12 protein-coding genes are annotated in these 14,320 nt (G+C 73.2%); 7 read left to right on the top strand and 5 right to left on the bottom strand.

What is annotated here, in order from left to right; all coding sequences use genetic code 11:
- The first annotated feature begins 117 nt into the window (after nt 1–117).
- Both LO772_RS36065 and LO772_RS36060 read left to right on the top strand, forming a co-directional pair.
- Entirely contained in the window at nt 118–615 is a 498-nt protein-coding gene (locus tag LO772_RS36065) for an RNA-guided endonuclease InsQ/TnpB family protein (protein WP_331717313.1), read from the top strand.
- The gene (locus LO772_RS36060; RefSeq protein WP_331717312.1) at nt 616–1,380 is read left to right on the top strand and encodes an RNA-guided endonuclease InsQ/TnpB family protein; all 765 of its coding nucleotides are present in this window, start codon (nt 616–618) and stop codon (nt 1,378–1,380) included.
- A 200-nt stretch (nt 1,381–1,580) separates the two neighbouring features.
- On the opposite strand, the gene LO772_RS06355 is transcribed toward LO772_RS36060, so the two are convergent.
- From LO772_RS06355 to LO772_RS06345, 3 genes are all read right to left on the bottom strand, one after another.
- Complete coding sequence (locus LO772_RS06355) at nt 1,581–1,784, bottom strand: ferredoxin (RefSeq protein ID WP_231777388.1); 204 nt, start codon at nt 1,782–1,784, stop codon at nt 1,581–1,583.
- 102 nt (nt 1,785–1,886) lie between these two features.
- Complete coding sequence (locus LO772_RS06350; protein ID WP_231777387.1) at nt 1,887–2,612, bottom strand: SDR family NAD(P)-dependent oxidoreductase; 726 nt, start codon at nt 2,610–2,612, stop codon at nt 1,887–1,889.
- Nucleotides 2,609–3,415 carry a TauD/TfdA dioxygenase family protein gene (locus LO772_RS06345; protein WP_231777386.1) on the bottom strand — a complete coding sequence of 269 codons (807 nt, stop codon included), beginning with the start codon at nt 3,413–3,415 and terminating at the stop codon, nt 2,609–2,611. Before LO772_RS06345 ends, LO772_RS06350 begins: the two co-directional genes overlap by 4 nt.
- 272 nt (nt 3,416–3,687) lie before the next feature.
- Here LO772_RS06345 and LO772_RS06340 point away from each other — a divergent pair, with 272 nt between their 5' ends.
- The 3 genes from LO772_RS06340 (at nt 3,688) to LO772_RS06330 (ending at nt 6,753) form a co-directional block, all read left to right on the top strand.
- Nucleotides 3,688–4,032 carry an SDR family oxidoreductase gene (locus LO772_RS06340; protein ID WP_231777385.1) on the top strand — a complete coding sequence of 115 codons (345 nt, stop codon included), beginning with the start codon at nt 3,688–3,690 and terminating at the stop codon, nt 4,030–4,032.
- A gap of 8 nt (nt 4,033–4,040) precedes the next feature.
- Nucleotides 4,041–5,477: an aldehyde dehydrogenase family protein gene (locus tag LO772_RS06335; protein WP_231777384.1), complete on the top strand. Its 1,437-nt coding sequence runs from the start codon at nt 4,041–4,043 to the stop codon at nt 5,475–5,477.
- A 64-nt stretch (nt 5,478–5,541) separates the two neighbouring features.
- Nucleotides 5,542–6,753, top strand: a complete 1,212-nt coding sequence (locus LO772_RS06330; RefSeq protein ID WP_231777383.1) for a CaiB/BaiF CoA transferase family protein — start codon at nt 5,542–5,544, stop codon at nt 6,751–6,753.
- Between the two features lie 171 nt (nt 6,754–6,924).
- Here the strand turns inward: LO772_RS06330 and LO772_RS06325 are convergent, their stop codons facing one another.
- Both LO772_RS06325 and LO772_RS06320 read right to left on the bottom strand, forming a co-directional pair.
- Nucleotides 6,925–7,764 (bottom strand): SDR family oxidoreductase, encoded by an 840-nt coding sequence (locus LO772_RS06325; protein ID WP_231777382.1) that lies wholly within the window; start codon nt 7,762–7,764, stop codon nt 6,925–6,927.
- 64 nt (nt 7,765–7,828) lie between these two features.
- Nucleotides 7,829–8,299 (bottom strand): VOC family protein, encoded by a 471-nt coding sequence (locus LO772_RS06320; protein WP_231777381.1) that lies wholly within the window; start codon nt 8,297–8,299, stop codon nt 7,829–7,831.
- Nucleotides 8,300–8,414: 115 nt separating this feature from the next.
- Here LO772_RS06320 and LO772_RS06315 point away from each other — a divergent pair, with 115 nt between their 5' ends.
- Together LO772_RS06315 and LO772_RS06310 are read left to right on the top strand one after the other, a co-directional pair.
- Complete coding sequence (locus LO772_RS06315) at nt 8,415–9,344, top strand: alpha/beta hydrolase fold domain-containing protein (RefSeq protein ID WP_231777380.1); 930 nt, start codon at nt 8,415–8,417, stop codon at nt 9,342–9,344.
- Nucleotides 9,345–9,780: 436 nt separating this feature from the next.
- Nucleotides 9,781–14,313 carry a tetratricopeptide repeat protein gene (locus LO772_RS06310; RefSeq protein WP_231777379.1) on the top strand — a complete coding sequence of 1,511 codons (4,533 nt, stop codon included), beginning with the start codon at nt 9,781–9,783 and terminating at the stop codon, nt 14,311–14,313.
- The last annotated feature ends 7 nt before the right edge of the window (nt 14,314–14,320 follow it).

Here is a 14,320-nt window from a genome sequence, read left to right as displayed (position 1 = left end):
AGGCCGGGGAGGAATCCGGACTCCGCAAGGAGCGGCCCGGCGAAGCCGGGGCCGTCCGAGAACGGAGTCCGCTGGCAGGTGACTTGAGGTTTTGCCCGAAGCCACACGTCCTGTTGGATGGTCTCCATGCGGATGGCGTACAAGTGCCGGGCCTACCCGGACCCCGAACAGGCGGCCAATTTCAGCCGCACGTTCGGCTGCGTGCGCCTGGTGTGGAACAAGACGCTGGCCGCACGCCACGAGGCATACCACCAGCGAGGCGAGAAAACCTCGTACAAGCAGACCGACGCCGCTCTGACGCAGTGGAAGAAGACCGAGGAACTGGCATTCCTGTCCGAGGTGTCCTCGGTGCCGTTGCAGCAGACGCTGCGACACCAGCACACCTCGTTCGCGAACTTCTTCGCCGGTCGCGCCAAGTACCCGCGCTTCAAGAACCGCAACTCGCGGCAGTCCGCGCACTACACCCGATCGGCGTTCCGCATGCGGGAGGGCGAGCTGCGCATGGCGAAGACCGGCGAACCTCTCGCGTTCGTATGGCCCTTCGACGACGTGGACCTCGTGTCGCTGAATCCCACGATGGTCGTGATCTCCCGTGACCCTGACGGACGCTGGTAGGTGACCTTCGCCGTCGACACCGACGAGCCCGGGCACACGGACGAGGCCAGGCACGAGATCGGCGTAGACCTTGGCGTCAAGGACTTCGCGGTGATCAGCGACGGCGAACGCGTCGCGAATCCGCGCCACCTGGAACGCAAGGCCCGCAACCTCGCCCGCTACCAGCGGCGTATGACCCGCTGCCGCCGCGGCAGTATGAACCGGCGCAAGGCAAGGGCAAAGGTGGCCCGAGCCCACCGCAAGGTCCGTCACGCCCGGCAGGACTTCCTGCACCGCACCACCACGAACCTGGTGCGCCGAGCCGACACGATCGTGATCGAGGACCTGAACGTCAGGGGCGCCATGTCCTCCGCCTCGGGCACACTCGACCAGCCGGGGCGCAACGTCGCCCGGAAGAGCGGCCTGAACCGTGCCATCGCCGATTGCGGGTGGGGCGAGTTCCGGCGACAGCTGGAGTACAAGTGTGAGCGCGCCGGGCGCCGGCTCGTGGTGATCGACCGCTGGTATCCGTCCTCGAAGACCTGCTCGGCATGCGGGCACCTGCTGTCCGAGCTGAGCCTTTCCACCCGGCACTGGACGTGTCCGGGCTGCCGCACTCGGCATGACCGGGACATCAACGCGGCGAAGAACATCCTTGCGGCTGGTCGAGCCGTAGCCGGGAACACTCCTGGTGATGTCTGTGGAGCTGGTGTCAGTCGGCAAGGGTCCTCCCTTCCGCAGTCGGCTGTGAAGCAGAAACCCCGCGCCGCGAGGCGTGCCACCTGACAGGCGGCGGACGGCCGAAGGCCGTCTGGGAACCCCCGGCTTCAGCCGAGGGAGCAGTCAAGAACACCTCTTGTCGGTCGACTTTTGTCGTCCACAGTCACGGTTGATCGTGTGTGGAAGCGGGGGAGGCGGTGCCGGGCCGTCGGAGCGGGAGCATGGCCGGACTGGGGTGTCGGGTGCCCGGGGGCACGGGAAATGGGTCAGGAAATCGAAATAGCGCGCTCCGGGCAGGAATTCACGGCCTCGATGACCTTCTGCTCCTCATCGGCGGGGACTTCGTCGACCACGACCGAGGAGTGACCGTCGATTTCACTGAGTTCGAAAATTCGGGGGGCAATCATGGCGCAGAGCGTGTGGCCCTGGCAGCGCTCATCGTCGACGTGCACCTTCATGATCTTCTCCATCCGTGTTCCTTGGCGGTTTCCCCGAACTTCACGGGTGTCGCGGTGAATGCGGCGACCGGGCCGCCGGAGTGTTCCGTCCGACGGCCCGGCCCCCGGCGGCGGTCAGGTGTTGCGGCCACCGTTCACGCCGAGGATCTGGCCGGTGATGTAGCCGGCGTCCTCCGAGATGAGGAACGAGCACGCCGCCGCGATGTCCGACGGAAGGCCGACCCGGCGTACCGGAGTCCGCTTGATGTGGTCCTCGACGGTGCCGCCGATGAGGCCGTCGGCCTCGGCCTTGCGCAGCATCGGGGTGTCGACGAAGCCGGGCGGCACGGCGTTGACCGTGATCCCGCGCGGGCCCAGTTCCAGCGCCAGCGCCTTGGTCAGGCCGTTGACCGCGGACTTGGCCGCGACGTAGTGGGTCATGTACGGCTGGCCGGAGTGCGCGCTCGACGACGAGATGTTGACGATGCGCCCCCACCCGGCCGCGACCATGTCGGGCAGCGCGGCCTGGATGCAGTGGTAGACGCCGTTGAGGTTGACGTCGATCACGCGCTTCCACGCCTCGAAGCCGAGCTTGTCGAAGCGGCTGACCCCGTCGAGGCCGGCGGCGTTCACCAGGATGGTGACCGGGCCCAGCTCGGCGCGGACGGCGTCGAGGGCCGCACCGACCTGCTCCGGGTCGGTCACGTCGGCCTTCCGGCCGAAGAAGGTGCTGCCGTCCGGGTTCAGGTCGAGGATCGCCACCTGGTGGCCGTCGGCGGCCAGGCGCTCGCCGATCGCCTTGCCGATGCCCGAGCCGCCTCCGGTGACGACCGCGGTCCGCTTCTCGCCTCGCTCGCTCATGCGAACGCCTCGTCGCCGACGATCGTGGTGCGGTGCATCGTGCGCTGCGACGAGGCGTCGTAGTGCAGGGCGCGGTGCAGGATGCCGGTGTTGTCCCACACGACGAGGTCGCCGACCTGCCAGTCGTGGGTGTACCGGAAGCGCTCCTGCGTACTCCACTCCAGCAGCTCGTCGAGGATCGCCCGGCTCTCGGCGGGGTCCATGCCGACGATGTGGTCCGCGGTGGCGCCGATGACCAGCGAGCGGCGGCCGTCGCGGCGCTTCCAGACGAGGGACTTCTCGTGGCTGGGCAGCGCCCGCCACATGGCGAGCTGTTCCTCGGTGGGGTCCGGGTAGACCAGGCGCTGCGCGGCCTCGATGCTGTGCACGACGCGCAGGTCTTCGTACCGCTTGCGGTCCTGCTCGGACAGCGCCTCGTACGCGGCGTACGTGCTGGCGAACTCCGTGCCGCCGCCGACCATGGCGACGTGGCGGGCCGTCAGCGTGGTGGCCTTGACCGGGACCTCGTCCGTGGTGCCGTCCAGGTGCCAGTGGAAGGTGCCCTTGAGGTATTCGGCCGCGGGGTTCACCGACGGGTCGAGGGAGACCTTGAAGATCTCCTGACCGGCCAGCGCGACGACCTCGCCCAGCCTGCGGCTGAACGCGAGCTGCGCCTCGTCGTCGAGGTCGGCACCGCGGACCAACAGCACACCGCGCCATTTCAGCGCTTCCACGCACCTGTTGATCAGTGCCTCGTCGAGAAGGTTCTCGACGTCGGTGACCTCGACACCCAGGCTTGGGCGCAACGCCGTCGTGTTGCTCATGAAAATCTCCCTTCCGGATCGGAGAATACTATTCTCAAGCGGTCGGTTTCGGGAAGGGTCCTGAGCACTCGCACAGCGTCTTTTGCGCGGCCGTGCGCACGGCTTCACGGCGGGCCCGGGGGCGTCCGCCGAGGTCACGGCGACGGGATGCGGCCAACCTGCTGGTCGGAACGGGTCGTGCGGCGTCTCGCCGGACCCTCCGATCTGTTGATTTGCGAAAACTGAGAATGTAGTTTCCACACAGCCACGCCGCCACGAAAGGGGACCGAAGCATGCGATTCCGAGGCCAGGTGGCCTTGGCCACCGGTGCCGCCTGGGGGATCGGCACGGGCCACGCCCGCACGCCGGCCGCCGCGCGCGCCGGTGCCATGGTCGCCGAAACCAGGGGAAAGCGGGGGCGGCGGCAGGCCGCGGCCCCGGACTCCGCCGCACTCGCCACGATCGCCACGGTCGTCCCGGCGGAGGACCAGAACGCGTTCGCCCAGGAGCCCGCGCTCCGGAACATGGGCATGGTCAGGGACACCGCCGGCGCGCCGGCCGTCCTTCTCTCGGATGACGCCTCGTGGGTCACCGGCCAGGAAACCAGCATCGACGGCGGACAAGTGGTGCGACTGTGACTGCGAATGTGAAGCGACTTCTCATCGACGGCAAGCTCGTCGGGACCGACAACACCTTCGACTCGATCAACCCGGCCAACGGCGAGGTCGTCGGTGCCGCCGTCGACGCGACGGTCGAGCACGCGGAGGCGGCCATCGCGGCGGCCCGCAAGGCGTTCGACACCACCGACTGGGCGACCGACCACGAGCTGCGGTTCCGCTGTCTCGACCAGCTCCACAAGGCCCTCGACGAGCACCGCGAGGAACTGCGCGACCTCACGGTCGCCGAGGTCGGCGTGCCGCGCGCGCTCACGTACGGCCCCGCGCTCGACGCCCCGATCGACGTGCTGCGGTACTACACCGACCTGATCCGCGACTACGCGTGGACCAAGGACCTCGGCGAGGTCGAGGCGCGCGGCGCCAAGCACCACCGCTGGGTCGAGAAGGAGCCGGTCGGCGTCGTCGCGGCGATCACCGCGTACAACTACCCGAACCAGCTCGCCCTCGCGAAGCTCGCCCCGGCTCTCGCCGCCGGGTGCACGGTCATCCTCAAGGGCGCCCCCGACACCCCGCTGACCACGCTGTTCCTCGGCGAACTCATCGCCGAGCACACCGACATCCCGCCGGGCGTCGTCAACGTCCTCGCGTCGCCCGCCCCCGAGGTCGGCGAGGTGCTCACCGCCCACCGCGACGTCGACATGATCACCTTCACCGGCTCGACCCCCGTCGGCCGCCGGATCATGGAGGTCGCGAGCAAGACCGTCAAGAAGGTCTTCCTCGAACTCGGCGGCAAGTCGGCGATGATCGTCCTCGACGACGCCGACTTCGACACCGCCGCGATGATGGCGGCGTTCACGATCTGCTCGCACGCCGGCCAGGGCTGCGCGATCACGTCCCGCCTGCTCGTGCCCCGCGAGCACCACGACGAGATCGTCGGCAAGGTCGCCGCCATGCTCGGCAACGTGCCGTGGGGCGACCCGACCGACCCGAAGAACCTCATGGGCCCGCTGATCAGCGAGAAGCAGCGCGACAAGGTCGACGCCATCGTGCAGCGTGCCGTCGAGGGCGGCGCCACGCTGGTGACCGGCGGCAAGCGCGTCGACCCGGGCTTCTTCTACGAGCCGACGCTGCTCACCGACGTCGCCTCGGGCGACGAGATCGCGCAGGACGAGGTCTTCGGACCGGTGCTCGCGGTGATCCCGTACGAGGACGAGGACGACGCCGTGCGCATCGCCAACGACTCGATCTTCGGCCTGTCCGGCGCGATCGTCAGCCGCGACAACGACCGGGCCATCGCGGTCGGGCGCCGGATCCGCACCGGCACGCTCAGCCTCAACGGCGGCAACTACTTCGCGCCCGACTCGCCGTTCGGCGGGTACAAGCAGTCGGGTATCGGCCGCGAGATGGGCGTCGTCGGCCTCGAAGAGTTCCTGGAAGGCAAGACCATGGCGGTGGTAGTCGGATGACCGAGCGGATCAAGGCAAGGGACGCGCTTCGCGACCGCGGCGCCGAGCGCAACGAGGTGTCGGCATGAGCGGCAGGCCGTTGGAGGGCATCCGCGTCCTCGAAGTGGCGATGTACGGCTTCGTCCCCTCGGCGGGCGGCGTGCTCGCCGAGTGGGGCGCGGACGTGATCAAGGTGGAGCACGCCGTCAACGGTGACCCGCAGCGCGGGCTCCGGCAGACGGGGGCGTTCAAGGTGGAGGGTGACCCCAACCCGAACATCGAGCACGCCAACCGCGGCAAGCGCAGCATCGGCCTCGACGTCTCGCAGCCCGAGGGCCGCGAGGTCCTGTACGAACTCGCCAAGCGCGCCGACGTGTTCCTCACCAGCTTCCTCCCGGGGCACCGGACGAAGTTCGGCATCGACGTCGACGACATCCGCAAGGTGAACCCCAAGATCGTCTACGCCCGGGGCAGCGCCCTCGGCCCGCGCGGGCCGGAGTCCGACAAGGGCGGCTACGACATGACCGCGTTCTGGGCGCGCGCCGGGACGGCGGCCAGCATCACCCCGCCCGGGTCCGGCGGCATGATCGCGCCTCCGGTGCCGGCGTACGGCGACACCATCTCCGGCACCAACCTCGCCGGCGGCATCGCGGCGGCGCTGCTCAAGCGCGAGCGCACCGGCGAACCGTCCGTCGTGGACGTATCGCTGCTCAGCAGCGGTGTCTGGGCCATGGGCCACGGCATCGCGCTGTCGCTGCACCTGAACAAGGACTGGGTCGCGGTCACCCCCGGCACGCACGGCTCGCCGGGCAACCCGCTCTCGGGCCTGTACGCGACCAAGGACGGGCGCTACATCAGCTTCGTGATGCTGCAGCCGACGAAGTTCTGGGCCGACGTGTGCCGCCACATCGACCGCCCCGAGCTGGCCGACGACCCGAGGTTCACCTCGGTGGAGGGCTTCAAGGAGCACACCGACGAGGCCGCGGCGATCCTGCGCGAGGTCATCGGCGGCCGGACTCTCCCGGAGTGGACCGAGAAGTTCGCGACGCTCGCCGGACCCTGGGCGCCGGTGCAGGACGCGCTCCAGGTCGGTGCCGACCACCAGGTGCGCGAGAACGAGTACATCGTGCGCGCCGGCGAGCTTGAACTCGTCGCCAACCCGGTGCAGTTCGACGTCTCGGCGCCCCAGACCCAGGGGGCTCCCGAGTTCGCCGCCCAGACGGAGGAGGTCCTGATGGAGCTCGGCTTCGACTGGGACCGCATCCTGGCCCTCAAGGCGGCATCCGTCGTCACCTGAGCACGCCACCCAACACTGCCGGGACGGGCAGGCCACCCGGCCTCCCCGCCCCGGCAGCGTCGTTTCCGGGGCGGGGTGATGGGGGTGTGTCGGTGTGGTTGTTTCCGGGCAGGGGTTGGGGCCGGAACTCGCCTGCTCTGTGGGGGAGTTCCGGATCGGGGGTGTGGTCGGCTAGTGCAGGGATGCGGCGTGGGTGCGGAGGGCGGCGTGGACGCCGCCGTCGACGAGGAGGTCGATGCCGTTGACGAACGACGCCTGGTCGGAGAGCAGGAAGGCGACGGCGGCGGCGACCTCTTCGGCCCGGCCCGTGCGGGCGAGGGGCGTGGCGTCGGTGAGCCTGCCGAGCGTGGGGTTGCTCGCCGCTTCCTGGCGGCCCTGCGGGGTGTCGATGACGCCGGGGGAGACGGAGCAGATGCGGGCGCCGAGCGGGCCGAGGCGTACGGCCTCGTGGCTCACGAAGCGGTGGACGCCGCCCTTGGCGCACGAGTAGGCGAGGCCGGTGTCCTCGATGGACGGGCCGACCGCGTCGCGGATCCGGTCGAGGAAGTCCTCGGCCAGCGGCTCGTCCAGGATCGCCCGCACGGCCGGATCCGAGGCGGGCCCGCCGAGCAGCGGGGCCATGGACGCGAAGCACACCGTCGCGGTGCCGGCGGTCGCGAGCGGGCGCAGCGCCTCGGCGAGCAGGGCGGTGCCGATCAGGTCGACGGTGAAGATGCGGCGCCAGTCGGCCATCGTGGGGGAGATGCCCGCGGCGTGCGCGACGGCCCGCAGGGTCCCGAGTCCGGCGACGCGGTCGGCGAGCCGGGCGAGGCCGTCGCGGTCGGTGACGTCGAGCGCGAACGGCTCGATCCGGGTCACGGGTGACGTCTCCGACAGGGCGCGGGCGGCCCGTGCGGCGCCGGCCTCGTCGAGATCGACGAGCAGCAGCACGTCCACGATCTCCGGGAGCCGCCGCGCGCACTCCAGGCCCATGCCGCGTCCGCCGCCGGTCACGATTCCCACGTTCGTCACGCCTTCGCCCCTGTCTCGTCGATGCCGGTCGTGCCTGGGGACCACGGGGTGGTCGCGGTCGAACTCACCGCGCGGGTGCGGTGGTTCCGGTGCGGATCTGCCAGACCGTCTCCAGCCCCGGCTGCGTCGCGCGGTTGACCAGCTCGATCAGCAGGCCCTTGCTGCCGCGCAGGAACGCGAAGGTCATCGCGCCGTCGGCGCCGATGCGGGTCGCCTCGACGGTGTAGCCCTTGCCCGCCAGTTCCGCGCAGTCGGCGACGACGTCGTCCGACCAGTAGCCGACGTGGTGGATACCGCCGCCCTCGACCGGCTCCCACAGGGTTCCAGGGACGCGGCGGACGACCTCCACGCGGGGCGCGGCCGTCGAGTACACGCACCGCATGTCGACGACGATGTCGCCGTTCGGCGTCGTGACCGTGGTGGTCGAGCCGACCTCGTCGCACCACTCGTAGCCGAAGCCCTCGGACAATTCGGCGAGGGTCGCCTCGAAGTCGTCCGCGACGATGCCGATGTGGAACTGGTCTTCCGCCTTCATGGCCGCCACCGTTTCGCTGGGCCGCGGCGCGGAACACGCCGCGGCTGAGGAAGAACGTCATTCTTATATCTAGGAATGGATATTCCCATGCTCCACGAGGCGGTGCAATGGGTGGGTGCCGCAGCCTCTTCGTTCCCCCGGCGCCGGGATGCCGCCGAGCGCCCTGGTGCCCCTGGCCGTGCCGACGCCGATGGCGCCGGAACCCGATGTCGTCGAGGCCCCGGCCGCCGGGCTGCCGCCCGACGCGTCCCTGCTGACTCCGCCGGACGTCGGCGACGACCTCGTCGTGCTGTACGTGTACGAACGGGAACCGGCGGAGGCCGCCACCGAGCACGCCGCGACCACCGCCCGCTACGCGGCGGCGCACATCGCGCACGCCGTCCGCGCGCGCGTGATCCTGTCGGAATTCCGCAGGCCGCCCCGGCGGACGCCGTCCCGCGACCCGCGGCCGAGCGCCTGCCTCGCGGCCTACGCCTACGCCGCGCTGCTGGTCCCGGGGGCCCGCGTCGTGGTCGCCGGCGACGTCGCGGCGGGCGACGACATGGTCGCCGCGATCCTGGTGCGCGGAGCGGAGGAGGGCCTACCCGCGCCGCTCGCCGCGATCCTGTACGGCGGCGTCTTCGACGCGCACGGCGACCACCCCGCCGGCGCGTGTCGCGTCCCGCGGCCCGACGGGCGGTGGGACCCGTGCGGGGATCAGCGCGACGCGGCGTGCGGCGACGCGGTCGGCCCGGTGGCCCGCGAACCGGGGGCCTGGGACGACGCGTACCTTGATCCGCCCGAACTGCCCCGCACTTACAGCGCGTTCGCGTCCATGCCGGTGGAGCGTCTGGCCCAGCTTCCGCCGCTCTTCATCCAGGTGTCCGGCCCCGAACGGCTTGCGGACGGCTCCCGGCTCCTGGCGGCGCACACCGCCCGGGGCGGGGTCCGCGTGGAGACCGAGGTCGCGCCGGGTGCCCCGCACGCCCGGCGGGCGGCCGAAGCGGTCTCGCGGACGGCCGCCTTCCTCGGCAGCGTCACAGCGGCACACACCCGCCGCACCTGACCCCGCGAACGCCCCCGGCCCCCGGACGCCGACCGCGACGGCACCGAAGGACCCCGCACACGCTCCCCGCGTCGTGCGTCGGGGCGCGGGACCCCTGTACCGCCGCGGACCCCTCGCGCCCCCCCGGACGCCGACCGTGGCCGCACTGAAGGACACGCGCCCGCCCGCCCCGCGCCGAGGTGCGGCATTTCCCGTACCGCCGTGGCCCCTCACGTCGCGGGCCCCTCACGCCCCGGCCCCGGCACCCCCGCCGGCCCCCGGCGCACCGGCCGCGACCCCGCCGAACGACCCGGTGCCCAGGCGCCCCCGTGTCGCGCGCCGGGGTGCGGGATTTCCCTGTACCGCCGCGGAACCCTGTCGCATATTCTGACAACAGCGTGATGATCCATCAGGTCGCGTGCGTGGCACACCAGTTCGGCATGCCTACGGGGGTTGGGTGCGTTTCTTCGACACGGACCGGGCACCGGACGCCGAAGAGGCGGAAAGGCAACTGGCGGCTGCCGTGAAAGCGGTCCAGGCCGGGAGGCCCGACACGGGCCGCAAGCGCTACGAGAAGCTGGCGCAGCGCCTCGCGGGCGTCGCCGGACGCGAGGACCAGCGGGGCCGCGCACTCGCGGGCGCCGCCGCCGTGACCGCGCAACTCGGCGACCGGGAGGGCGCCGTGGCGGCCTACCGCGCGGCGTTCCCGCTGCTGACCCACCCGGCCCAGGCACTCCCCGAGTGGGTGCTGCGCTTCCTCGCCCACGAGCAAGTCGTCGCGGAGCGCCCGGAGTTGGCCCCCGTCCTCGCGTTCCTCGCGGGGGAGTCCACCCACCCCCTGGCCACCGCGGTCACCGAATGGGTCCAGCAGTGGTGCCGCTCCGGCGACGACGCCGTCACCGGTGCCACGGTCGCCGCGCTGCCCCGGACGGAATGGGCCGTGCTCGCCCGGGCGTCCGCACTGCGCGGCGCCGGTCGGCTCGGCGAGGCGGAGGCGCTGCTCGCCGCCGCGCGCTGCCCGCCGACCGACGAACTGGCCTTCGCCCACGGCGTGGTGCTCACCGCGCTCAACCGACACCCCGAGGCGGTACGGGCGTTCACCCTCGCGTTGGGACGCCCGCGCGCACCGCACGGCCACCCGTGGTCGCGCGGACCACGCCTGCCCGGCGAAGCGCTGCTCTACCGCGGCCTCGCCCGCGAGGCGGCGGGCGACCCGGCGGGCGCCGCCGAAGACCTCGCCGAGGCGGCCGGACGGTCGCCCGACGACCCGCGCCCCCTCTACGCGTTGGGCGCCGCGGCGCTCCGCGCGGGCCGCGACGGCGAGGCCCGGCCGCGCTTCGAGGCGGTGCTCGCGATCGACCCGGACCACACCGCCGCGCACCTGGGCCTCGCCCTGGCGCACGAGCGGGCCGGCCGTCCCGCCGAGGCCGCGGCGGCGTACCGCACGGCGGGTGCGGACCTGCCGGGGGTCGGAGTCCGGCTGGCCTGCGTGCTCACCGCCTGCGGGCGGCCGGACGAAGCCCTCGCGCTGTGGCCCGAGGCACCCGCTCCGGGGGCGGCCCCGACGGACTGGGACGCCACCGAGCCGCCGCAGGAGGACGCCTTCCACCTCGCGGCGGCGTATTTCGCGGCGGGGGACCACGACCGCGCGGCACGGCTCTGGGCGGTCTCCGCCCCGCGGAACGTCGTCCTCGCGTGGGACCGCCGGGCACGGGCCGCGCTGGCGGCCGACCGCGTCGACGAGGCACGCGAGCTGTGGCGGCGCTGCGTCGCGGCGGACACGGCCACCGCGTACCGCCGCGCCCTGGGCGAGGCCGCGTTCCGCGTGGCCACCCGCGCGCTGGTGGCACGGGACACCGACACGGCCGACGAGGCGCTGCGCGAGGTCGCCTCCCTGCTCGGCGACGAAGTCCGGGTACGCTCCGCGCGGGCCGCGCTGGCCCTGCTGCGGAACCGCCCGCACGAGGCGTCGTCGCTCCTCGCCGCGGTCAAGGGCCGCCCGCGCGACCGCTACCACCTGGCCGTCGCGGGACTGGCCGACGCACGCCCCACACGCACCCTCGCCCTCCTCGACGGCGAGTCGACGGACCCCGCCGACGTCCGGCTCCGGGCCGTCCTCGCCTCACGCGCCGGCAACTGGCAGGCGGCCCTCGACGGCTACCGCCTCTGCCTCCGCGCGCTGCGCCCCCGGGCCGCACGGGAGTTCGCGACGGCCACCCCGGGCGCGGGCGGGTCGGGGGAGCGGCGGACGTGCGGCGGCGCGCGTGATCGGGACGCCTCGGCGGACGGGCGCGTGTCCGGCGGACTCGTGGTGGGCCGCGAGGTGGGCGAGGAAGCGGGCGGAGCGACGCCCGATTCCGCGGCCGAGACGCGGCGGTCCGAGCGCGAAGGCGACACGTCGGCCTCCGGCGGGCGGGCGGTGACGGACGAGCGGACGTCCGGGGCGGCCGATACCGCATCGGGTGCGCGGCGGTCCGAGGGGCGTGGCGAGCCGTCCTCGCCCGGTGAGGGCGTGTCCGCGGCGGATACCGCGTCGGGTGCGCGGCGGCCGGACGGCCGTGCGCGCGGGCCGTCCTCCGCTGAGTCGGCCGCCGGTCCGGCGGGTGCGCCGCGGTCCGTTGGCGGCGGTGAGCCGCCCTCGTCCGGCGGTCGGGTGTCCGGGACGCGTACCGGGACCGGTGCGCGGGGGCCGGGCGGCCGTGCGGACGGCCCGTCCTCCGGTGAGTGGGCCGCCCGTTCGGCGGGTGTGCCGCGGTCCGAAGCGGGCGGCGAGCCGCCCTCGTCCGGCGAGGGGATGTCCGCGGCGGATACCGCGTCGGGTGCGCGGCGGCCGGATGGCCGTGCGCGCGGGCCGTCGTCCGGGGGATGGGGTGTCGAGGCGGCGGGGGCGGGGGCGTGGTGGGGGCGTGACGACGCGGGGGCGTCGGCGCCGGAATGCCGGATCTGCGGGCGGTGCGACGCCGCGTTCGGTGTGTGCCGGGTCTGTGGCGCGGCCCTGCTGGACGCCGGGGTCGCCGCCGCGCGGGCGGCGGGCCTCTCGCCCGGGCTGCTGCTCGCCGGATGGGACGGTACGGCGCTGGAGCCGGAAGCCGCCCGGTTGCGGGCGCTGCTGCTGGCCGAGGAGGGCGAACTCGATGCCGCCCTCGCGCTCCTGGAACCCGGACACCCCGCCCGCGCGCCCGTCCTGACCCGCCGGGCCGCCGCACCCGGTCGCCCCCACGCGGCGGTTCTCGCCGACCTCCGCGAGGCCGCCGACCTGCCCGGCCACCACCCCGGTGTCGACGCCGCGCTCGCCGTGCTCGGCGAGGAGGTCGCGCTGTCGGCCGACGCCGACGGCGAACCCGCCCGCGCCGCCGAGGTGTTGCGCTCGGTCCTGCGCGAACGCGGGACCGCCGACCTGCCGCTGCTGCACTCCCTCGCGATCGCCGCCCACCGCGCCGCGACCGCCGCACCTACCGCCGACCAGTGGGACTGGGCGCTCGGCTGCTGGGCCGCGGTGCTGCGGTCGCCCGCGTTCCGGGACCAGGTCGCCGGGGCCGTCGGGCGCGCCGTCGACGCCGCGCAGTGGGACACCGCCTGCGACGCCGTCGCCGAGCGGCTGCGCCAGGACCTCGCCGCGTGGGACGCCTCCCGGGACGTTCCTCGCGACACCCCCGACGCCGCCGAGGTCCGCTGGGGCCGCGAGTGGGAGGCCGCGCGCCTCGCCGCCGCCCGGCCGGGACTCGTCGCCGGGCCGCGCCTGCTGGACCTGCTCGCCGGCCACGGCGTCCCCGCCGCCGACGCACGCCGCACGGAGTGGCGGAACGCGGGAGACGCCGAGGGCGCCGCGTTGTTCGGGCCGCTCGGCACCGCCCACTACCTGATCGGCCGCGGCCGACCCGAGGCCGCCGCCGCGGTGTTGCGTACGCAGGCCGACGAAAACATCGCGGGAGCACGGGAGTTGCTGGCCTCGACGCTGGTGGCGGTGGCCCGCGAGCACCACCGGCACCGCGAATGGGCCCAAGCGCTCGCCGTGTTGTCCGAAGCCGGCGCGCACACCCCGGAGACCGCCGAACTCGCCTCGGCCGCCGGGGTCAACGCCGCGCGGGAATGGCTCAGCGAGAACAGCGACGACCAGCCCGGTGCCGTCGACATCCTCGAACGCGCGCGCCACCTCGCCCCGGACGACGCCGGCCTGCGGGAGAACCTGGCCGCGGCGTACCTCCAGTTCGGCCGCAAGATCAACAACGAGCAGAAGGACTACGCCCGGGCCGTCGACCTGATGCGCAAGGCCCGCTCTCTCACCGCCGAACCGTCCGCCATGGACCACGAGTTCGTCGCGGTGCTCGGCAACCTCGCGTGGCAGCGGGTCGGCGAGGGGAAACCGGGCCGCAGGCAACTGGCGCTTGCCGCACCGGTGTTCGCGCAGATAGCGGCGATCACCCGGGCCGAGGACGATCTCCTCAACGCCACCGGCGTGTTCGCGCGGCTCGCGCACGCCTGTGCCGAGGACGGCGACCGGAGCGAGGCCGTCGCGGCGATGAGGCGCTCGATCGACCACGACCCCGAGTGGGGCGGCGGCGACCGTGAGCGGGACGCGAGGACCAGGCTCAGCCGCTACTTCCAGTACAAGCTCGTCGAGAACCAGGACGCGCCGTTCCGGACCAAGCACACGTGGCTGGACCAGGCGGCGGAGTACGACGCGGCGGACACCGCACCGGCGTTCGGGATGCTCCTCCACAACGAAGGCGTCGCACACGCCGACCGCAAGAACTTCGCCACGGCGGCGGACCTGCTGCGGAGGGCCCTGGAGGCCACCGCCGACACGGTCACCCGCCAGCAACTCGCCCAAGTGCTGGCGGCGTGGGCGGTCTCCCAGGCCAACAACGGCGAGTGGCGGTCCGCCCACCGGAACATCACCGAGGCGCTGCGGCACGACCCCCGCGACTTCCACGTCCGCCTGCTCGCGGACCAGATCGAGACCGGCCTGCGCCGGTCGCAGCGCCGGTGAGGAGGAG

It is taken from the genome of Yinghuangia sp. ASG 101 (assembly GCF_021165735.1).
GTDB lineage: Bacteria > Actinomycetota > Actinomycetes > Streptomycetales > Streptomycetaceae > Yinghuangia.
The sequence above is the reverse complement of the archived record's forward strand: the minus strand, read 5'-3'. Positions and strand labels throughout refer to the sequence as shown.

Excerpts from the sequence above, each read along its gene's own strand:
- LO772_RS36065 (WP_331717313.1), top strand. The coding sequence starts at position 118 with ATGGTCTCCATGCGGATGGCGTACAAGTGCCGGGCCTACCCGGACCCC.
- LO772_RS06355 (WP_231777388.1), bottom strand. The coding sequence starts at position 1,784 with ATGGAGAAGATCATGAAGGTGCACGTCGACGATGAGCGCTGCCAGGGC.
- LO772_RS06350 (WP_231777387.1), bottom strand. The coding sequence starts at position 2,612 with ATGAGCGAGCGAGGCGAGAAGCGGACCGCGGTCGTCACCGGAGGCGGC.
- LO772_RS06345 (WP_231777386.1), bottom strand. The coding sequence starts at position 3,415 with ATGAGCAACACGACGGCGTTGCGCCCAAGCCTGGGTGTCGAGGTCACC.
- LO772_RS06340 (WP_231777385.1), top strand. The coding sequence starts at position 3,688 with ATGCGATTCCGAGGCCAGGTGGCCTTGGCCACCGGTGCCGCCTGGGGG.
- LO772_RS06330 (WP_231777383.1), top strand. The coding sequence starts at position 5,542 with ATGAGCGGCAGGCCGTTGGAGGGCATCCGCGTCCTCGAAGTGGCGATG.
- LO772_RS06320 (WP_231777381.1), bottom strand. The coding sequence starts at position 8,299 with ATGAAGGCGGAAGACCAGTTCCACATCGGCATCGTCGCGGACGACTTC.